Below are 20,399 nucleotides of genomic sequence, written 5' to 3' on the forward strand. Positions count from 1 at the left end.
GTTGTCCTTTATCGTATCAGCGTTCCCTAAGCCGAACGCTGATACGCGTTGCAAAAGGCATGAGATAACGTCGAGATGCCGTTTACAATATTTGCTTGCAATCAGCTCCTCTGTATTCTTTAGTGAACGCTATGGAAAAAAAGAAGCGGCGTGGCGGTCCACGTAAGTTTGAAAGAGACCAGGCGGTAGAAAAAGCAATGCGCCTTTTCTGGCGGCAGGGCTATGAGGGCACATCGATCAATGATCTGACAGCCGCGATCGGGATCGCCCCGCCGAGCCTGTATGCCGCTTTTGGCAGCAAGGCTGGACTTTATCGCGAGGCTCTCGATCGTTATACAGCTTCGTCTGGTGCACTCGATCAACCTGCAAAGTCGGCGGCGAACCTGGACGATGCGGTTGCAGCCGTTCTGTATGCCGGTGTTCGGGCGATCACCGATGCGTCACGGGAACGAGGCTGCATGATTTCTTCCGGAATGATTGAGTGTGCACCCGAGCATCGCGAGCTGGCGAGTGACGTTGCGCAACGGCGTCGCTCGATCCGAAATTCGATTGCTACTCAACTCGTGCGCTGGCTTGATCCGCAAGCAGCAGATGCACTGGCCGGGCATCTCATGGTCGTGCTGATTGGCCTCTCTGTTCAGGCGAGAGATGGCGCGACCGCAGACGAACTCTATGGTCTGGCCGACGAAGCAATCGCCGGCGTCAGGGCGAGGAAGCTGGCGGTCAACTCTTGATGGCTTTCCGCATGGGGGCATTGATGTCAGGATGTATCCCCATCAGGATTGATCTGAGCAGTCCCCCAGCCGCTTGGGGGTATAGTTCTACTATCGTTACGATGCTTGATGGGGCTCACCAAGGCGCGGCGTTTCGTTCATAAAAGAAACCGCCGGTGGGGCCGTCTGCATCCAGACCTGCCAGCCAAACAATAGTATCGGCAGCTTGCTCGACGGTCCGGCTACCGCTATGGTTATTGAAATCGGTCTTTGTGTAACCGGGATCTGCGGCATTGACCTTGATGCGATGCTTGGCGAGGTCCTTTACGAGAGAGACCGTAACTGCGTTGAGAGCCGTTTTGGAACTGTTATAGCCCAATATATTGGTCGCGTAGTACGGGTGTGTCGGATCGGAAAGCCAGGTGAGAGATCCAAGTCCGCTACTGACCATGATAACGTTTGCATTTCCTGCGGCCTTAAGCAGAGGCAAAAAGACCTGCGTCACACGAATGGGAGCGAAGACATTGGTTTGATAGACGTTCTCTATATCGCTAAGGGCCTGTTCGCCTGGATTTTCTCTCGCGCCCAGAATACCCGCATTGTTGATCAGCACGTCTAGCTTTCCGTCAGCGGCTTCGACTGTCTTGAACGCGGCTCGAACACTATCGTCATCGGTAACGTCAATCGTCAAAAGGCGAACAACGAGCTGCTCGGATCTGAGAGCATCGGCTGCGAGCGCGCCACGTCTTTCATCGCGGCTGCCCAACCAGACATGATACCCAAGACGCCCAAGCGCACGCGCTGTCTCGAAACCAATGCTTTTGTTGGCGCCTGTAATGAGAACGGTCTTACCAGTCATGTTACCTCGCGTGGTTGGAACCATGTCAGGGGGGCAGGCATTCACCTGTGCTGTATCTCACGATCTGAAACCTAGCATTCTTCCGCTTTTTGAAAAGTGGTCTGAAACCGGATACGCTGATCGCCATGGCGAACAATGATCGTATTTTCGTTACTGAGCTGAGAACTGTAGGACGGTGATTGTAAGGGAATAGCTCTCTCTTTGGTGATTAGCAGTCAAAAGTCAGGCATTGCTCAACCGGCGGTTATTCGCCTTGCAAGATCAAGAAACGCCCTGACCGCTCCGGCTGTCTCGCGCGCCCTATACAATAGAACGAGATCGGCGGTTTCATTGACTTCCGCCAGTGGGCGATAAGCGATGCCCGGAAGTGCCACCTGCATCAGTGACGCCGGAATTAAGCCCAGCCCCAGTCCAGCGGACGCCATGGTCAGAAATGTAAGTGTGTTGCCAACGGAATGGGCGACATTTGGCTCCTGACCCAAGATGCGACGAAGCAGATCAATCTGAGCCGTTTCGGAACCATGTGCCGCATACACGACAAATGTCTCGTCCAACAAATCGGCTTTGCTGATTTCGCTACGCGAGGCGAGGGGATGGCTGGTGCTCATTGCCACCATCCAGGGCCAGGAACCGATCCGTTCTGCGTCGAGATCTATATCCACTTCTATGGCGAATGTCGGGCAATAACCGACATCGAGTTCACCTGCGAGAATGCCCTCTACCTGTTGTCGCGGTGAGGCTTCCGTCAGCGCGATATGCACCTCTGGAAAGCGAAGATTAAACTCACGCAGATCGTCAGACAGTTTACCGATGAAAGATGCGTTGCCGGAGAAGCCGACCCGGATAGAACCAATCTCGCCTCGCACCGATTTTCGAACGAGCTCTTTTGCGCGTTCTGCCTGAGCGAGTATGCGCCGAGCCTCGGGGAGCAGTATCTCGCCTGCCGTAGTGAGGGTCACCTTTCGGCTTGTACGCGTAAAGAGTGCAGCATCCAGTTCTTCTTCCAATGACCTGATCTGCATGCTGAGGGCTGGCTGGACGATATGCAGCTTCTCGGCGGCGCGGCTGAAATGTCCTTCTTGCGCGACCATCAGGAAGTACCGGAGATGACGTAACTCCATTAACAATCACTTTCGATGATTAATTGATATTTTCAATATATTTGAATGATTTGTTACGATCAACCATTCTCCGGTCATCGAAGTTACTGGAGATGGAAAAATGACTGACGCAGCACGTATCGATGTTCATCAACACGTCGTTCCGCCATTTTGGAAGGAGGCCCTGTCGGAGAATGGCGGCGACCCGTCTGGTTGGTTCAGCCCGGAATGGAGCCCTCAAAGCGCTATCGAATTTATGGATTCGCAGCAGATTGCTACTGGCATTCTGTCTCTGACAGCGCCAAGCGTTGTGGGCTGGAAGGACGAAGCACGCCGAAATATGGCTCGCAGGGTCAACGAATATACGGCAAATCTGACGATCCAACATCCTGGCCGTTTTGGCAATTTTGCAACCTTGCCGTTGCCAGATGTCGACGGAGCGCTCCGCGAGATTGAATATGCGTTCGATGAACTGAAGGCCGATGGTGTCGTTCTGCTCAGCAATTATGATGGGATCTATCTTGGCGATCCGATATTTGCACCAATCTGGGCTGAGTTAGATCGCCGTTCAGCGGTCGTGTTTATCCATCCTGGAAAGCCACCGATTTCAACACTCGACGGCGTACCAGGTCCGATCGTTGACTATCCGTTCGATACGACCAGAACAGCTGTTCATATGGTGCTAAATGGTATTGTGGATCGCCACCAAAACCTCAACGTTATCCTCTCACATGCGGGTGGCTTTCTTCCCTATGCAGCTCATCGTTTTGCCGAGTTGGCGCCTCATGTGCGATCCAATGTTCCTTCGACAGAAGAGCTAATTGCCACGTTCCGGCGCTTCTATTTTGATACTGCGCTTTCCAGCCCGTCCGGCTTGCCCTCGCTCAATGCCTTTGCAGGTGTGGGCAAGGTGCTCTACGGCAGCGATTATCCTTATGCGCCCGCTTCTGTTGGCGCTTCCTTCACGCAGAAGCTTGATGCTTATCAGGGTTTCAGTGACGTCGAACACGGCTTTGTCAATCGAACGAATGCCTTGGGGCTATTTCCCCGTCTAAGCCGTTGATGCCTATTCGATGAACGCCAACGTTATCATCACGTTGACCGCGATCTGAAAGTGCGAACGACTGACAACCATACTCGAAAAGGATAGGTAAAATGGATACGAACCAATATAAATTATCTCGGCGCGCACTGTTGATGGGATCTGGTGCGCTCGCGCTCGGAATGTCTCAGGTGGCCAGCATTGCACAGACTACGATCAGTCCTGCCACAGCCAATCTTTTCGCAACAGAGGCAGGTGAAGGTAAGAACGTGATGTTCCTTCACGGTTGGACCTGTGATTCCCACGATTGGAGCTGGCAGCTCCCATTGTTCGAAAGCAAATACCGCGTTGTCGCTCCTGATTTGCGCGGGCACGGCAGATCCGAAGTCATGCCATCAGGCGCATATAACCCTTCAGACTATGTCGGGGACATCGAGGCCTTGATCACCCATCAATATCCTGGCCAGAAGTTTGTTGTTGTCGGACACTCGATGGGTGGGCAGATCGCCGCTCGCTTCGCTTCCAAAAGACCGGATCTGGTTGAAGCCGTGGTATCGATTGACGGTGCGCTCGGCTTTGCAGGAGATGCTGAACATCTCTTTGAGCAAGTTGCTCACAATCTGGATGTCAGCGATCCTGGCGTGGTTGTTCCGGAGTTGTTTCAACTTGTCTACGCGCCTTCGACTGATCCGGCGCTAAAACGCTGGCACGCGCGACGCGTTCGCGGGACGCCATCGCATGTCGTGCGCGAGTCATTTGCTCCGCTTTTCTTCGGCCCCGAGCAGGTTGGTGTCGGTGAAGCGAGCGAGTCTTTCTGTCGCAAGCTGACGGTTCCCGTTTACCATCTGTGTCGCGATCCAGCTCAGACTGATCGTATGCGCCCATGGTTTTCGCATTCGGATTCGAAGGTCGATCTTTGGTCGAACACAGGTCATTGGATCATGCAAGATCGCAAGGATGATGTGAACACAGCGATAACCGCATGGATTGATGCTCTTTAATCGTCCGTTTAGAGAGAGACTGACAACGGCTGGCCGAGATATGAACAGTTATCCTCTGGGATTATCGGCAAGCCGCTACAGCTTAAACAGAGTGATCCTGACCCGGAGCGTTACCAAACATCTTTCGGTACTCACGATTGAATTGGGATTGACTGCGATAACCAACGTCGAAGGCTATTGTCCCAATATGTTGCTCTCCGAGAGACAGGCGGCGTCGGGCTTCGTGCAAACGAAGCCTGGTGCGGAACTGCAACGGGCTCATATGTGTCGCGGCTTTGAATGCACGATGGAATGAGGTAACGCTCATTCCGGCATGTTCTGCAAGGTTGGCGACCTCGAGAGGTTTTTCGAAATTCTGCTTGATCCAGGCGGCGGCAGTGGACACGCGGTTGAGCTTCGATCCAGTCGTGCCGTACTGCCGCAGCATATCGCCCAATTCACTGTGAAGCAGACGATAGAAAATTTCACGTTGGAGAAGTGGCGCCAGGACTGGAATGTCGGCCGGGCGATCAAGCAGGCGCACCAGACGTTCAATCGCTTCTAGCAAATCCGGATTCAATTTGGCGATGGCCGCGCCTCTTAGCTGGTTGGTCGGTGGAGTATCACCTGCGGCAAGCGCCAGTTCGGCGATAATGGCAGGCTCCAGATCGATTGTTAATGCCAAGTGTGGTTCGGCAGGCGTTGCAGTGACAACGCTCGCCGAAACAGGCAGATCAAGACCGATAACGAGAAATTGACCGGGCTCAATCGTGATTTTTGATTTCTCAACGTCAATCTGCTTGCGCCCTTGCAAGACCACACAGATGCGAGGCGTATAGAGACTGCGCACCGGCTGCGACCGACGGTCACTTCGAAACAACGTCAATCCTGATATCGGAGTTGGCGATTTCGCGGCGTTGCAATGAAAACGCACCAGCCCTTTCAAATGCGTTGCGATCTCGGTCATGCTGGCTCCATAAACAACCCGATTTCCGATCAGTTCACGGCTGGTAGGATTGTGCTAAAACTTGCTGCTTTCGATATAAGGCGTCGCTCGGTGCTTTGCTACCTTTCCATTGTTGAGCTTGGCTCGACTTTCGAGTGAAAGGAACTTTATATGAAAAGCAAAAAGCCTGTGTGGCTGATCACGGGAGCATCGTCCGGATTGGGTCGGGCGATCAGTGAAGCAGTTCTTCAGCGTGGATATTATGCTGTTGCGACCGCAAGACATCCAGAACATCTCGCTGATCTTCAAGCGCGTTATCCTGAAACCATGCTTCCCCTCAGACTGGACGTGACTGACAATCTAACGATCCAATCGGCTGTATCAGAGGCTGAGCGAAGGTTTGGGGGCATCGACGTGCTCGTCAATGCTGCGGGATACGGCTATCTGGCTGCCATTGAGGAAGGTGAGAATGCTGAAATCCGAGCGCAATTCGAAACAAATGTTTTTGGATTGGTGGAGGTTACCAAGGCGGTTCTCCCAGCTATGCGAGCGCGACGTCACGGCACTATCATCAATATTTCGTCTCTTGGCGGCCTCGTGGCATTTGGCGCTACCGGCTATTATCACGCGACAAAATTCGCGGTTGAAGCCCTTTCTGAATCTTTGTCGCACGAAGTGGCTCCACTTGGCATCAACGTCATCATTGTGGAACCGGGCGCATTCCGAACAGAATGGGCAGGGCGGTCGATGATCGAGTCGTCTGTTGTGATAGAGGACTATAAAGAGACATCGGGGAAACGCCGACTTTCGACCCGCGCTGCATCTGGGAAACAACCTGGCGATCCGGCCAAGGCGGCGCAAGCCATCATTGATGCAGTGGAAGCTGAAGTGCCACCTCTCCGACTTCTACTTGGAACCTCGGCATTGAAAGTGGCCTATGATCGTTTAGAGAAGCTCAAGGCGGATTTCGACCGCTGGGCGCATGTAACGACTTCGGTTGATTTTCCAAACGGAGGATGAGCATAAGGTTGCGGTGCGCGCGAGATCGTAAAGACACCGAATGATCGTGAGCTGGATTGGAAGTCGATCCAGCGAACCGATTGCCCACCGCATAAGATCATCATCGAGAAATGGAGACAGCATTAGAACACAGTGCGGCCTCACTCATTGCTGGGCTACAAGCCACCGGGACCGGAAGCCCTCGTCTGGCTGCCACAGAACGGGCCGACTTTAACGCCAACGACCTATCGAGCTAAGCGTGTACTAATCTTCCAATGGGATCACCCTTCCGGGGGCAAACCAATTTTTGATCGCGGGGAAACGACTTACCGCGGGATATGCCTCTTAAAAAGCCGCGATATCGATAATCCGACCTCCGCCCATTGTTCCGAACAATTTTCCCAAAAAAATATAGATCAGCTCGCGTTCACTCCCAAAAAAGAAAACGAGAAGTGGTTCTTGACATTCAAACTGACATGTTACATGTCTAATGGGGAAATGGGAGGAAATCATGCGAAATTGTCTTCTGGGCGCTAGCGCGCTCTGTCTTGTTGCTCTATCCAGTCCGGCGTCAGCGGCTTGTTCCGACGCGGATCGCGTCGAGATCACCTGGTCTACGATTGCAGGCTTTTACACCGATGCGATGGCGCAGCTCGTCAATGACTTTCAGGAAAAGGAATGCGCTAAAGTCAATGTCATCAACATTGATAATTCCCAGCTCTATAACAAACAGGTTATCGAGATGGTGGGGCAGACCGGCGCTTATGATGTCGTGACGCTCAACAATGCGGAATATGCCGAGTTTGCTGAAAACGGCTTCATTCTACCGATGACGGATTTCCTTAAAGACAAGCAGAGCATCATCGACGATATCCACCCCACCCTCGCCAATATGACCATTCGTTATAAGGACGACCTGTGGGGATTACCGTATTATACTTATTCCTCCGGCTTCTTCTATCGCGCCGACCTTTGGGAGGACCCCACGGAGCAGGCAGCGTTCAAAGCTAAATATGGCTACGAGCTGGCGAAGCCGACCGACTGGAAGCAGCATCGCGACATGGCCGAGTTTTTTACGCGCAAGGCGGGTGAAAAACTCAAAGGTGAAGTTCTGAAAAAAGACTTCTACGGCGTTGGACTTATGGCCGGTCGTTTTCCCGACATTCAGGACGAGCTGTCGGCGCCTTTGTGGGACATGAAGTCCGATTGGCTCAACAGTGAAGGCAAGGTTCCTGTCGATGATGTCGAGAAGGTCCTTTCAGATTATATCGAGCTTTTGAAATTTGCGCCTCCCGCGGCTTTGACCGTCACCTATGATGGGGTGATGAACCAGATGCGCGACGGGCAGATTGCAATGACGCATGACTTCTTCCTCGACCAATGGCCAAATGCGGTCAGAACGGAAGACAGTGTGCCCGGAGCGAAAATGGCCGTCGCGGAAGCACCGGGCAAAATGTCCTATGTGGGCGGCTTTCTTTTGGCAGTCTCGTCGAGTTCGGCAAATCCGGATATGGCAATGAAGTTCATTGCCCATCTCGGAGGGCCGGAAGCGCAGGCGAAATTTGCATCCTATGGCGGTGCGACGACGCTGATGTCTATCCTGACCGATCCGAAGTTCCAGACACCGGAAGCACGCAAGACCAATGGCGAATATGCAACGCTGGCCAAGGTCTTCGAGAGCATGAACGGTTTTACGTCAAATCTCGTCTCCTCACCGTTCGGCGCCAAGATCTACAACACGATGCAAATTCCGTTGCAATCGGCGGCGGCCGGTCAGTTGACCGCGCGGCAGGCGGCTGAAAGCCTCGCAACTGAAGTCGAAAAGATATGCGGCGGACCTTGCCCTATCGGGAAGTAAAATGAGATCGTTGTCGGGTTCAGTCCCGACAACTAATCAACTGGCATGTTTCGCGGAAGCATTGAGCCTTCCTGCCGAAATCTCCATTATTCACCCGGAGCGGTTTCCGCCCGACGGCACTTGTGGGCCGCTCCGGTACCCCTATTCAGAAACAGTCCGGATTCCTGTCATGAACAGTTATCATGCCCCGCCTGCAAAGGTGGCGTCCGACCGCGCATTCTCGGTCCTGCTTATCGTTCCCGCGATGCTGGTCATCGTTATCTTCGCGCTGTTGCCGCTTTATTATGCGGTGGATGTATCTTTCCGTTTTGCCGATCTCTCGCGCGGCAAATTGGGAGACTATGTCGGGCTCGACAATTTCCGCACGATATTTGCCGATCAGGCTTTCTGGGCTTCGGCATGGATCACGCTGAAATTCACCGTCGTTTCGGTCGGCCTGCAAATGTCGCTCGGCATAGCGATTGCGTTCCTCATCCATGGAGCCACCTATGGAAAGGGCCTCATCCGGTCGATCATGATCCTGCCTTTGGCGACATCGGCTGCCGTGACGGGTCTGTTCTGGCGTTACCTTTATGATACGCAGTTCGGGGTCGTTAACTGGGTATTGGGCGCATTCGGCCTGCCGGAACCCAATTGGCTCGGCGACTTCAACATCGCGCTCTGGTCGGTCATTATTTTTGACGTCTGGCAATGGACGCCCTTCGTTGCCCTGATCGTACTGGCTGGGCTTCAGGCGCTGCCGAAGGAACCTTTCGAGGCCGCTGAACTGGACGGTGCATCCACATGGCGCGTCCTTCGCACGCTAACCTTTCCATTGCTCAAGCCGGTTCTGTTTCTGATCCTTGTGCTGCGCACCATTGACTGTGTTCGTCTCTATGATGCGGTCGCGGTGTTGACCCAGGGCGGTCCCGGTAGCTCGACGGAAACCATGACCTTCTATCTCTATCGCACAGGCCTCAAGCTTTTCCGCATGGATTACGCTTCGACTATGGCTGTCTTTTTCCTTTACGTGATGCTGGTAGCGTCGATCTTCGCGCTCAAGCCTTTGCTCAAGCAGTTCACCGATCGTGCAGGGGAGGCATGAGATGTTGCAACACAAGACATCACCACTGAAAGAAATTCTCCGCTATGCGGCGATCCTTGTCGTGCTCCTGTTCTTTTTCTTCCCGATTTTCTGGATGTTGTTGACGAGCTTCAAGCCGGAATCGGCAATCATGGTGTCGCCGCCCCAGTTTTTCTTCACACCGACACTGGAAAACTACCAGCACGCGCTTTTTGACAAAGGGTTCCTTTTCTATGTGCGCAACACGCTCATCATATCGGTGATCTCGACCGCAATCGTGATCGTTGTCGGCTCGCTCGCGGCTTACAGTTTCGCCCGGTACAATGTTGGCGATGGTCATGTGCTTTTCTTCATCTTGTCCACCAAGATGATGCCCGCCATTGCGGTGATCCTGCCTTACTTCCTGATCTTCCGCGATATTGGTCGCACCGGATTTGGCAAGTTCATGCATCTGGGGCTCGACCAGCATGGTGCATTGATCGTGTCCTATGTGATGTTCAACCTGCCATTCGCTATCTGGCTTCTGGTTAGCTTCTTTCAGGACATTCCGCGCGAACTGGAACAGTCAGCACGTATGGATGGTCTCAGCCGCCTGAAAGTGCTGCGCAAGGTCACGTTGCCGCTGGCTGCACCCGGCATCGCCGTAACCACCGTTTTCACCTTGATCTTCTGCTGGAACGAGTTTCTCTTCGCCTACATCCTTACCCGGAAGTTCGCCTCGACGGTGACAGTCGGTGTTGAAAGCTTCTTCACCCTGCAAGGCATTCTCTGGGGCCCCGTCGCGGCGGCGGCGACAATCTCGGTGGCGCCGATGCTTCTCTTCGTCCTTTTGATGCAGCGCTATATGGTCCGCGGCCTGACCTTCGGCGCGGTGAGGGGGTAACGATGTCTTTCTCACAAATCTGGGATGCGGGCTTCAAATCCGTGATGATCTATATCGGCGTTGTCTTCTTCTGGCTTTGCTTTCTTGAAGCGGGTTTTCCCGACCGTGGGCTTTCCGTCACGATCATGAATATCGCCGCCGCCGTACTCGCCATTGGCTTTTTCATCTTCGCCCGCCAAAGCTGCCGCAAGGAACGCGCGCTGGCCGAAGCCGAAATCGCCACCCTCATGAAAGAGGTGGACTGACCATGTATAGTTTTGTCAACGTCCATAAACGTTACGGTTTACGCACAGTTGCGCTGCGCAAGATCAATCTCGATATTCAAAAGCGCAGTTTCTTCGTTCTTTATGGCCCGGCAGGCGCTGGAAAGTCGACGATGCTCAATCTTCTGGGCGGTATCACCAGGCCAACCTCGGGCGACATCCAACGCGACGGTATTTCCCTGCTGCCGCTGGCGCCGGAACGGCGCGACGCTGCCATGGCGTTTGAAAATTACGCGCTCTATTCGCATCTCAGCGTCGGCGAAAATCTCGCCTTTCCGCTCAAGGCGCGCAAGATGACGCGCGCCGAGGTCGAGGACAGGGTCAAGCGGGTTTCAGGAATGCTGGGCATCGGCCATCTACTTGACCGACGTCCGGGTTTCCTGTCTGGCGGCCAGCGTCAGCGCGTGGCTTTGGGGCGCGCTATCATCCGTCCGGCCGACATCTATCTCCTGGACGAACCCATCGGCCATCTCGATGCAAAATTGCGACATCAGATGCGGGCTGAACTCAAGGCGCTTGCGCAAGACCTCAATGCCACCGTGGTGTTTACCACCACCTCCAGCCGTGAGGCATTGGCGCTCGGCGACCGCATTGCAGTGCTCAATCTGGGCAAGCTGGAACAGGTGGGAACCCCGGCCGAACTTTATCACAAGCCGGAAAACGCCTTTGTCGCTTCCTTCATTGGCGATCCGCCGATGAGTTTTGTTTCCGTGCGTGTGACGGGCGAAGGCAAGAGCGTTGGATTGACGAGTCTGGCCGGCGAAAAGATCGTCTCCGACGAACATTTCAGCCGTTTCAGCAAGCTGGATGATCTCAAGGCCGGCTTCCGGGCAGAAGCTGTTTCGCTTGGCGAAGCGGGCGCGCCTGGCACGATTGCGGGGCAGGTCAGCGTCGTCGAACATCTTGGTTATGCGAATATTGCCGTCGTCAATGTGGGTGGGGATCAGGTGTCGATATCGCTGCCGACATCCACGTCTGTGCGCGCTGGTGACAGGGTCGGCGTTGCAATCGATCCCGGCAAGTTTCAGTTGTTCCAGGGCGAAAAGGCTCTGGAAGGGAGGGCCTGACAGATGGCATCGATAAGAGCGGAAAACCTCGTCAAGCGATACGGCACTGTAGAAGCAGTACATCCGCTGAATTTCGAGATCAATGATGGTGAATTTGTCGCTATTCTTGGTCCGTCCGGCTGCGGAAAGTCCTCAACGATGCGCATGATCGCGGGGCTCGAAACTGTCTCGGATGGTGCAATTTATTTCGACGGTAAGAAAGTCAACGATGTGCGTGCTCGCGATCGCAACGTTGCGATGAGCTTTGAGAATTACGCACTCTATGCGCCGATTACCGTTTTCGAAAACATCGCCTTTCCCTTACGCGCGTCCGGCATGGCGGATGCGGAAGTGAAAAAGCGTGTGCGCGACATCGCATCCAAGATGGAGCTGGAGCCGTTGCTCTCGTTACGCCCGGGCGGATTGTCTTCGGGGCAGGCACAACGTGTTTCACTGGCGCGTGCCTTGGTCAGAAAGCCATCCGTATTCCTGCTTGACGAGCCCATCAGTCACCTCGATACGCGTCAGCGTTATCGCATGCGACGGTTCATCAAGGCGATCCATCAGGAATTCGCCCATACGATGATCTATGTGACCCATGATCAGGAAGAGGCTCTTGCGCTCGCCGACCGCATCATGGTGATGAGCAATGGAAATATTCAGCAGTTCGACGTCCCTTCAGAGATTTACCAGCGCCCAAAAAATGCCTTTGTGGCGGGCTTTGTAGGCGAACCTCCGATCAACTTTCTCCCCTATAAGGCAGCGTCTGACCGTGTGCTGGATGTGGAGGGCAATCACATTGATCTGCCGGAACATCTCCTGCCGCGTTTGCAAGATGTGGGGCCGCAAGGGCAGGTCGCAGTGCGCCCGCATTTTCTGAAACTCGGCGCGCACGGCCCGATCCAATTGCAAGCCAAGGCTTTCATCACAGAGGAATTGCAGGATCATAGCATTGTCTTCGCCGATGTCGGCGCGACCCGCATATCCATCGTTACGCCGCCGGATATTCGTGTAGAGCGCGGTGAGGCGGTCACAATCTCCATCGATCCGTCCCAATTGCTCCTGTTCCACGCGGCAAAGGAAGACCAGTTCAAATGACGCGCAAGGCTTATGATTATATCGTCGTCGGTGGCGGCACATCTGGTTCCTATATTGCAGCCAAGATGGCCGAACAGGGCGCGAGTGTTCTGGTTCTCGAGGCAGGCGGATCGGACCGCAATCCGCTTATCCAGATGCCGGCGGGTTATGTGAAACTGCTCAATGCTGCACGCTATATGTGGTTTTTCCAGTCGGTTCGACAGGAACAGCTCAATGGACGCACACCGGTCATTCCATCGGGTCGCGTCATCGGCGGTGGGTCGTCGGTTAATGCGATGGTTTATATCCGTGGCCAGTCCACCGATTACGACCGCTGGGTGGAGGCGACTGGTGACGAGAGCTGGCGTTACGAGCACCTCTTGCCACTCTTCCGTGCCATTGAGGGCAATAATCGTTTCAACGACGATCTGCATGGCAGCGAAGGGCCGATGAAAGTGTCCGATCCGCTGCATGTCAATGAGCTGTCGCGAGCTTATGTACAGGCGGCGCAGGCCACAGGCCTGCCATTCAAGGCCGACTTCAATCGGGGTCTGCAGACCGGAGCGGGTTTTTTCCAGCTCAATACTCATAATGGTCGCCGTTGCTCGGCAGCCGATGCTTTTCTCTATCCGGCCACGAAAACGGGTCTCATCGATATTTCAAGCGGCAGTCTCGTTCATCGGGTGCGCATCGAAAATGGACGCGCAAAGAGCGTAATATTCTCGCGTGGCAATGCGGTGACCGAGATCGTCGCACAAAAGGAAGTGGTGCTTTGCGCAGGGGCTATCGCCACGCCGAAAATCCTGATGCTGTCGGGCATCGGTCCGCAGCAACATCTCAAGGCACACGGAATTGACGTTGTGCTGGATCGCGCAGGCGTCGGCGAAAACCTCCAGGATCACACGGAGGTACCAGTCCTTGCCTTCTGTAACGGCAAATATGGGTATTTCGGGCAGGACACGGGCTGGAACCAGATCCGCAACGGCCTGCAATATCTTCTGTTCAAAAGCGGTCCGGTTACATCGAACGGCGTGGAAGCCGGTTCGTTCTTCGACCCGGACGATTTTTCCAACGATGCGAAGATACAGCAGTTCTGTATTCCGTCGGTTTACCTCGACCGGGGCACAACCGACCTGAAGCCAAGCTATGGCGTTACCATCAATTCCTGTGTGTTGCGTCCGGCATCCAGAGGGACGGTTCGACTGAATTCCGGAAAGGCCGACGAACAGCCCCTGGTAAATCCGAATTATCTGTCCGACCCGGAAGACCTGCGTCTGTCTATTGCGGGCTTGCGTCAGGCGCGTAAGGTGCTGAATTCTGCGCCACTTAAACATATGGTCGACCGCGAAATCTTCCCCGGTACGGGCAAGGATACGGATGAAGAGTTGGCCAAGCATGCAAGGGCGTTCGTCAAAACCGTCTATCACCCGGTTGGAACGGCGCGAATGGGACGTGAGGACGATCCGAACGCTGTTGTCACCAGCGATCTTAAAGTGATGGGTGTCGAGGGCTTGCGAATCGGTGATACTTCCGCAATGCCGAACATCATCAGTGGCAATACCAACTCGACGACACTTGTGATTGCGGCAAAGGCAGTTGAAGCTATGGTCGGTACTGTGAACAGTGCCAAGGGTAACAAGCGGGCAGGATGATATGAGATCCAAGAAAACGATTGCAAAAATCGTCCGACCGAAGCCGGTATCCGAGATCGTACTGGAACGACTGCGCGCCGATATCGTCAACAACGAATTTGCGCTGGGCGAGAAGATTTCGGAAGGTCAGCTTTCGGAACTTTATCAGGTTACCAAGGCGCCCATCCGTTCCGCCTATATCCGTCTTGAAGCGGAAGGACTGATTGAAATCCGGGCACAGTCGGGCACTTTTGTCTTCAAGCCAACACCGCAGGAGCTTCAGGCGTTGTCTGAACTGCGCACGGCGCTGGAACTTGAGGCAATCTCGCTTGCCATGCAGCGCAGCTTGCGCGTGTTGCAGCGCAGCGTCAGCAAGATTTATGACGAGATGGTCGATTGCGCGCGGCGCGGAGCAATCGACGAATATCAAAAGCTCGATACAAGATTGCATCTTCTGTTCGTGGAAAGTGCGTGTTCGCCTTTCCTGGAGGAAACATTCACCAGCAAGGTGAATAGCCGCTTTGCCGCGCTCCGCACGCGTTTCAGCCAGCAGCCACAACACGTTGAGCATTCGCTCAATGAACACAAGGGATTGCGCGATGCAATCAAGGCCAATGATGTGGAAGCCGTGCGAAAGCTCTTGCGGCAACACATCGGCTATTCCGAAGTCTATTATGCTGGTCTGATGGACGAATGACGGTATGACAAATCTCAATCAGCTCGCAGAAAGATCTAACATGTTACATGTTTCAAGCGAATCCACGATGCGCGCTGTAGTTTGTGATGCGCCAGATGAGAAGATGGAGGGTATCAGCCTGCGCCGGATTCCGCGCCCGCAACCATCTAAGGGACAAGTCCGCGTGCGCGTCGAGGCCGCATCGCTCAATCCCGTGGATTGGAAACTCGCGACCGGATTTGCCCCGTGGTGGCAAGGAACCGGGGCTCACGTCGTCGGTCTTGATGGCGCAGGCGTGATCGAGAGTCTAGGACCGGAGGTGACAGGCTGGAATGTAGGGGATCGCGTCGTTTGGCATAGCGACCTTAACCGGCAGGGTGTTCTGGCCGAGTTTGCGCTGGCTGACAGCCATGTCCTGTCCAGAGTGCCGGACGACATTGTGGCGACGTCTGCGGCGGCACTGCCCTGCGCAGGTCTGACGGCCTATCAGGCATTGGTACGCAAGGCGCGTGTGGAAGCAGGGCAGACCGTACTTGTTCAGGGAGCAAGCGGCGCTGTCGGCGGCTTTGCCATGCAGATTGCCAAGGCAATGGGCGCGACGGTTATTGCTCTGGCGCGCAACGACCAGGAACCGCGCGTTAGATCACTTGGCGCAGATCATGTTCTGGATCGCCACGCGAATGATCTCAAGGAACAAGTGCGCGCGCTCACCGGTGGTTATGGAGCTGATATTATGTTGGAAGTTGCCAATCCCGGCAATGCGCGGCAGTCACTTGATCTGATCCGCTACAATGGGCATCTGCTCTGCATTGATCCCATGCCGGTTTTGCATGACGTTCCGCCTTACACCTATGCCGCTTCCATTCATGAGGTTGCGCTGGGCGGTGCTTATGCGGCCGGTCACATTCCGACGCAGCGAGACTTCGCCGTGATGGGCGACGCGATGCTGGCACTTTTGCAGCAAAAGAAACTAGACCCGATGATCGAGCAAGTCATTTCGCTGGAAGAGGCGGTCGATGCGCTGAAGAGCATGCGTGAGCGCAATGTGTCGGGGAAAATCGTGGTGCGGATCGGAGATGGCGCATGAATAACATGTCTCCCGTCCATGGCATTCGTTTTCCCGGTCGTTACATCCAGGGACCCGATGTCTTCGCGCAACTCGGACAGCACAGCCGCGAACTTGGCGTCCAACCATTGGCGCTTCTGGACGGATTTCTTTTCGCGGAACTGGAACCACGCCTGCGTTCTGCCTTCGGAGAGGCTATGCAGCCGGTGGCTGTCAGACATGGCGGTGAGTGTTCGGAAACGGAGGTGGAGCATGTCCAGAAACTGGCTGCCACATCGTCCTGTGACCTGATCGTCGGGATTGGTGGCGGCAAGGTGCTTGATACGGCCAAGGCTGTCGCTCATCGGCTCGGCGTTCCGGTTGTCATCGTGCCAACGATTGCCGCATCTGACGCGCCGTGTAGCGCACTTGCGGTAGTCTATCGCGATGATGGAACGGTGGCTTATGACATGTTCCTGCCGCGCAATCCAGATCTCGTCCTTGTCGATACGCTGCTGATCGCGCGCGCTCCTTCCCGTTTTCTGGCGGCGGGGATTGGCGATGCACTTGCGACCTTCTATGAGGCCGACGCTTGTCTCAGAAGTGGTGCACACAACTGCATGGGGCTGCCCGGCGCCAATCTGGCTTATGTTATAGCCACCAGATGCCGGGACGAAATCTTTGCCTTTGGTGAAGAAGCACTTGCGCAATGTGACCGCAACGAGCCGGGGCTGGCACTGGAACGCATCGTCGAAGCCAACATTCTTTTGTCTGGCATCGGCTTTGAATCTGGCGGCGTTGCCGCCGCCCACGCCATCCATCATGGACTTTGTGAACTGGATGACGTGCACCATCACCTGCACGGCGAAAAGGTCGCGATCGGTGTGCTGGCCGGACTGCTCATGGCGGGCGAAACAGAAGAGTACGAGCGCGTGCGGAAGTTCTGTCAATCGGTGCGACTTCCGACCCGTCTGTCCGACATCGGCATTAAAGAGGCGACGGAAGAGAAACTTGGCATTGTCGCAAGGCGCGCCACCCGCGAAGGCGAGATTATTCATAACGAACCAATGCCAATTACAGCCGACATGGTGGTGTCGGCGCTCAGAGCGCTGGCTTCGTGATTTCAAGGGCAAATGAGGAGGTTAATCAAAATGGATGTAAGCACGTTCGCAAGGCCAGTCTTCGACGGTAAGGTCGTAATTGTTTCCGGCGGCACCAGCGGCATTGGGCTTGCCATGGCACGTGGTTTCGCTGAAGCCGGTGCAACTGTCATCGCAACGGGCAGTTCTGAACAGCGTATTGCCGATGCCGCGCAGTTCGCGACTGACCGGCTTTCGTTCCAGCGCCTGGATGTTCGCGATGCGACGGGCGTGGATGCGTTTTTTGGCAAGCTCAAGGGGCTGGATGTTTTGGTGAATTGTCAGGGCATTTCCCGTCCCGACAAGGAATGGGACGAAGACACGTTCCTGAATGTCATCGACATCAACTTGTCGAGTGCCATGCGTCTTGCCCGTAGTGCTTATCCTCTATTGAAGGCAAGCGGGGGCAACATCATCAATGTAGCTTCGATGCTAAGCTACCTTGCCGACGAAACCGTGCCTGCCTATACCGCGAGCAAGGCTGGCATTGTCGGTCTGACCCGCGCCATGGCGCATAAATACGGTCGTGACGGCGTGCGGGTCAATGCCATCGCGCCGGGCTATCACAAGACCGACATGACGAAGGATCTGTGGCAGGTCGATGGTAGCGCGGACAAGATTGCAGAGCGCTCGGCCTTGAAGCGCTGGGGCACGGTGGAAGATCTGGTCGGTCCGACGCTTTTCCTCGCTTCACCTGCGGCAGCTTTCGTTACCGGTGCCGTATTGCCGGTAGATGGCGGATATCACAGCGGCTGACGCAAATTCCAATGCAGATGGCTCTGCATTCCGAAACGGCGGAGCCATAGCACAATTAATGACATGTTACATTTCTGTTTGCATGGGCATATTCTGCAACGGATAGCGAGTATTTGATGAAAAGACGTTATTACGCCGGTTGGGATTTCAGACGCGCCCGCAACATCGAGGAGCTGCGTTTGATCGCGCGCCGTCGAACCCCGAATTTTTGCTTCGAATATGTGGAAGGTGGAGCAGATGACGAGGTGACATTGCGGCGTAACCGGGAAGTCTTCGAGCAGATCGGCTTTCTGCCGCGCACGCTTGTCGATGTGACCAGTCGCAACCAGTCAGTCGAGCTCTTCGGCCAGCGTGTGGCGAGCCCGTTTGCTATCGGACCGACTGGCTTTAATGGAATGCTCACACATCAAGGCGACCTGAAGCTTGCGCGCGCCGCCGCGAAAGCGGGCATTCCGTTCACGCTCAGCAATGTCTCGAATACGTCGATGGAAGATATCGCCGAACATGCTGGCGGCACCTTGTGGATGCAGGTCTATATGTACCGGACACGCGACTTTGTCCGTAAAGTCGCCGAACGTGCCAAGGCAGCCGGTTTTAAAGGGCTTGTGGTCACGACGGATATTCCGGTTTATGGCAATCGCGAATGGGATCTTCGCAACTTTCGTCGTCCCATGAAACTTAATCTGCGTAATCTCATCGATACGGCTTTACATCCGCGCTGGCTGCTGGATGTGCCGATCCCGCATGGCTTGCCGCGGTTCAAAAACCTTGGCGATCTGCTGCCACCGGGGCAGGACTCGGCCAAAGGTGCATCGGCGGTGTTGGGTCGCGAGCTTGACCCATCTCTCAACTGGAACGACATCCGTTGGTTGCGCGACCTTTGGCCCGGAAAACTCATCGTGAAGGGTGTCTCGACGGTCGCGGATGCAAGACTGGCGCTCGATTGCGGTGCCGACGGGATCGTGATTTCCAATCACGGCGGACGTCAGCTTGATGGTGCGGTTTCGGCTTTGGAGGTGCTTCCGGAAATTGCCGCCGAGCTGAAAGGCAAGCTTGCTATCATGCTGGATGGTGGCTTCCGGCGCGGCACCGATATTCTCAAGGCGAAGGCTCTGGGGGCTGATCTTGTGCTGATCGGCCGTGCGGGAGTTTATGGCCTTGCCGCAGGCGGTCAGGCCGGTGCGCAGCACGCCATTGGCATATTGGCGTCCGAGGTGGATCGCGGACTGGGGCTTCTCGGATGCCCCGATATTGCGGCCCTCAATAAGGACGCGCTGAGGTTTCGCCCGCTGCATGACTATTCTGTGCCGCAAGAGACGAGCCAGGGCATCTAGCTTGTTCGAACAATTCGTGCGCTGAAAGCGATAAGATACCGATAGGGAGTGAGACATATGGACAAGGACGCCAAACTGAGCATGGCAAAAACGGTGATTGTGACGGGCGCTGGTGGTAATCTGGGCGCGAAGGCTGTCGAAGCACTGGCCACAGCACCCTGGTGCAAGAAAGTCATCGGTTTCTATTCGCCCAATCGCACGCCGCCGAAACCAGTGAATGACAAGATCGAAGTTGTGGTAGCCGATCTGACGGATACGAACGGAAGCTGGCGAGAGCATTTTGAAGGCGTGGATGCCGTTGTCCATTTTGCAGCAAAAAACCCTGTGCCGGACTCCACATGGTCCGAAGCAGCGGCGTCTTTCGACATGACCGTCAATCTCGGTCTAGCCTGTCTTGAACATGGGGTGTCTCGCTATGTGTTCTGCTCGTCCAATCACGCGATGGGCGGTTATAAGGACGGTGAACTCGCAACTGCCATGTCGCCGGGTGCACTGCGCGAAGAACTGGCGCCCGCGCCCGGTACCCGCTGGAACGATGGCGTGAAAGACATCGACTCGACGGCTTATGGTTCGTCCAAGATTATGGGCGAGCGTTTCGTCGCTGGTCTTGCTGCGGGTTCCAATGGACGCCTGAGCGCCGTATCTTTGCGTGTCGGATGGGCGTTGCCCGGCGATAATGATCCTGCCGACATCAGCACCTCCGGTTCGCCGAGCGGGCAGAGTGCGACCAATGCCGCCGATGCGGAGGAAGCGCGCACATTGCGATGGTTCCGCAATATGTGGCTTTCAAACGGCGATTTCGAGCAACTCGTTTTCACCAGCGTCACTGCTTCGGACGACGGTTGGCCAGAGCCAAGTGTTGTCATCAACGGTGTATCAGCTAATGCGGGTTCAGACTGGAGCCTTGAAAATGGCAAGCGCTTCCTCGGCTATCATCCGCAGGACGATCTTTACGCCCGCATCGCACAATGAATGGAAGAGTACCCGAT

General features: G+C 55.0%; 20 protein-coding genes. 17 read left to right on the forward strand and 3 right to left on the reverse strand.

Annotation, left to right across the window (positions count from 1 at the left end):
- Positions 1–131: 131 nt before the first annotated feature.
- Positions 132–734 carry a TetR/AcrR family transcriptional regulator gene (locus tag FGI60_RS06730; RefSeq protein WP_138784487.1) on the forward strand — a complete coding sequence of 201 codons (603 nt, stop codon included), beginning with the start codon at positions 132–134 and terminating at the stop codon, positions 732–734.
- 115 nt (positions 735–849) lie between these two features.
- Here FGI60_RS06730 and FGI60_RS06735 read toward each other — a convergent pair whose 3' ends face one another.
- Positions 850–1,572 carry an SDR family oxidoreductase gene (locus FGI60_RS06735; protein ID WP_138784488.1) on the reverse strand — a complete coding sequence of 241 codons (723 nt, stop codon included), beginning with the start codon at positions 1,570–1,572 and terminating at the stop codon, positions 850–852.
- 233 nt (positions 1,573–1,805) lie between these two features.
- Positions 1,806–2,693 (reverse strand): LysR substrate-binding domain-containing protein, encoded by an 888-nt coding sequence (locus tag FGI60_RS06740; protein WP_138784489.1) that lies wholly within the window; start codon positions 2,691–2,693, stop codon positions 1,806–1,808.
- A 100-nt stretch (positions 2,694–2,793) separates the two neighbouring features.
- Between FGI60_RS06740 and FGI60_RS06745 the strand changes: the two genes are divergently transcribed.
- Together FGI60_RS06745 and FGI60_RS06750 are read left to right on the forward strand one after the other, a co-directional pair.
- Positions 2,794–3,735 (forward strand): amidohydrolase family protein, encoded by a 942-nt coding sequence (locus FGI60_RS06745; RefSeq protein ID WP_138784490.1) that lies wholly within the window; start codon positions 2,794–2,796, stop codon positions 3,733–3,735.
- 92 nt (positions 3,736–3,827) lie between these two features.
- Positions 3,828–4,715 carry an alpha/beta fold hydrolase gene (locus FGI60_RS06750; RefSeq protein WP_138784491.1) on the forward strand — a complete coding sequence of 296 codons (888 nt, stop codon included), beginning with the start codon at positions 3,828–3,830 and terminating at the stop codon, positions 4,713–4,715.
- Between the two features lie 82 nt (positions 4,716–4,797).
- Here FGI60_RS06750 and FGI60_RS06755 read toward each other — a convergent pair whose 3' ends face one another.
- Positions 4,798–5,661: an AraC family transcriptional regulator gene (locus FGI60_RS06755; protein ID WP_138784492.1), complete on the reverse strand. Its 864-nt coding sequence runs from the start codon at positions 5,659–5,661 to the stop codon at positions 4,798–4,800.
- A 150-nt stretch (positions 5,662–5,811) separates the two neighbouring features.
- Between FGI60_RS06755 and FGI60_RS06760 the strand changes: the two genes are divergently transcribed.
- The 14 genes from FGI60_RS06760 (at position 5,812) to FGI60_RS06825 (ending at position 20,382) form a co-directional block, all read left to right on the forward strand.
- Positions 5,812–6,660 carry an oxidoreductase gene (locus FGI60_RS06760; protein WP_138784493.1) on the forward strand — a complete coding sequence of 283 codons (849 nt, stop codon included), beginning with the start codon at positions 5,812–5,814 and terminating at the stop codon, positions 6,658–6,660.
- Between the two features lie 490 nt (positions 6,661–7,150).
- A complete protein-coding gene (locus FGI60_RS06765; protein ID WP_138784494.1) occupies positions 7,151–8,497 on the forward strand; it encodes an ABC transporter substrate-binding protein in 1,347 nt (448 codons plus the stop codon).
- A 169-nt stretch (positions 8,498–8,666) separates the two neighbouring features.
- Positions 8,667–9,581, forward strand: coding sequence for a carbohydrate ABC transporter permease (locus FGI60_RS06770; RefSeq protein ID WP_138784495.1), 915 nt, complete (start codon positions 8,667–8,669; stop codon positions 9,579–9,581).
- Between the two features lies 1 nt (position 9,582).
- The gene (locus FGI60_RS06775) at positions 9,583–10,443 is read left to right on the forward strand and encodes a carbohydrate ABC transporter permease (RefSeq protein ID WP_138784496.1); all 861 of its coding nucleotides are present in this window, start codon (positions 9,583–9,585) and stop codon (positions 10,441–10,443) included.
- A gap of 2 nt (positions 10,444–10,445) precedes the next feature.
- Complete coding sequence (locus FGI60_RS06780) at positions 10,446–10,688, forward strand: hypothetical protein (RefSeq protein ID WP_138784497.1); 243 nt, start codon at positions 10,446–10,448, stop codon at positions 10,686–10,688.
- Positions 10,689–10,690: 2 nt separating this feature from the next.
- Positions 10,691–11,773: an ABC transporter ATP-binding protein gene (locus FGI60_RS06785; protein WP_138784498.1), complete on the forward strand. Its 1,083-nt coding sequence runs from the start codon at positions 10,691–10,693 to the stop codon at positions 11,771–11,773.
- 3 nt (positions 11,774–11,776) lie between these two features.
- Positions 11,777–12,850 (forward strand): ABC transporter ATP-binding protein, encoded by a 1,074-nt coding sequence (locus tag FGI60_RS06790; protein WP_138784499.1) that lies wholly within the window; start codon positions 11,777–11,779, stop codon positions 12,848–12,850.
- Positions 12,847–14,481, forward strand: coding sequence for a GMC family oxidoreductase (locus FGI60_RS06795; RefSeq protein WP_138784500.1), 1,635 nt, complete (start codon positions 12,847–12,849; stop codon positions 14,479–14,481). Before FGI60_RS06790 ends, FGI60_RS06795 begins: the two co-directional genes overlap by 4 nt.
- A gap of 1 nt (position 14,482) precedes the next feature.
- The gene (locus FGI60_RS06800) at positions 14,483–15,157 is read left to right on the forward strand and encodes a GntR family transcriptional regulator (RefSeq protein ID WP_138784501.1); all 675 of its coding nucleotides are present in this window, start codon (positions 14,483–14,485) and stop codon (positions 15,155–15,157) included.
- A 67-nt stretch (positions 15,158–15,224) separates the two neighbouring features.
- Positions 15,225–16,223: a zinc-binding dehydrogenase gene (locus tag FGI60_RS06805; protein ID WP_138784502.1), complete on the forward strand. Its 999-nt coding sequence runs from the start codon at positions 15,225–15,227 to the stop codon at positions 16,221–16,223.
- Positions 16,220–17,302 (forward strand): glycerol dehydrogenase, encoded by a 1,083-nt coding sequence (locus FGI60_RS06810; RefSeq protein WP_138784503.1) that lies wholly within the window; start codon positions 16,220–16,222, stop codon positions 17,300–17,302. Before FGI60_RS06805 ends, FGI60_RS06810 begins: the two co-directional genes overlap by 4 nt.
- A gap of 30 nt (positions 17,303–17,332) precedes the next feature.
- Entirely contained in the window at positions 17,333–18,076 is a 744-nt protein-coding gene (locus FGI60_RS06815) for an SDR family NAD(P)-dependent oxidoreductase (protein ID WP_138784504.1), read from the forward strand.
- A 116-nt stretch (positions 18,077–18,192) separates the two neighbouring features.
- Positions 18,193–19,410 (forward strand): alpha-hydroxy acid oxidase, encoded by a 1,218-nt coding sequence (locus FGI60_RS06820; protein ID WP_138784505.1) that lies wholly within the window; start codon positions 18,193–18,195, stop codon positions 19,408–19,410.
- Between the two features lie 57 nt (positions 19,411–19,467).
- Positions 19,468–20,382, forward strand: a complete 915-nt coding sequence (locus FGI60_RS06825; protein ID WP_210238420.1) for an NAD-dependent epimerase/dehydratase family protein — start codon at positions 19,468–19,470, stop codon at positions 20,380–20,382.
- The last annotated feature ends 17 nt before the right edge of the window (positions 20,383–20,399 follow it).

This window comes from Brucella haematophila (genome assembly GCF_005938105.1).
GTDB classification, from domain to species: Bacteria; Pseudomonadota; Alphaproteobacteria; order Rhizobiales; family Rhizobiaceae; genus Brucella; species Brucella haematophila.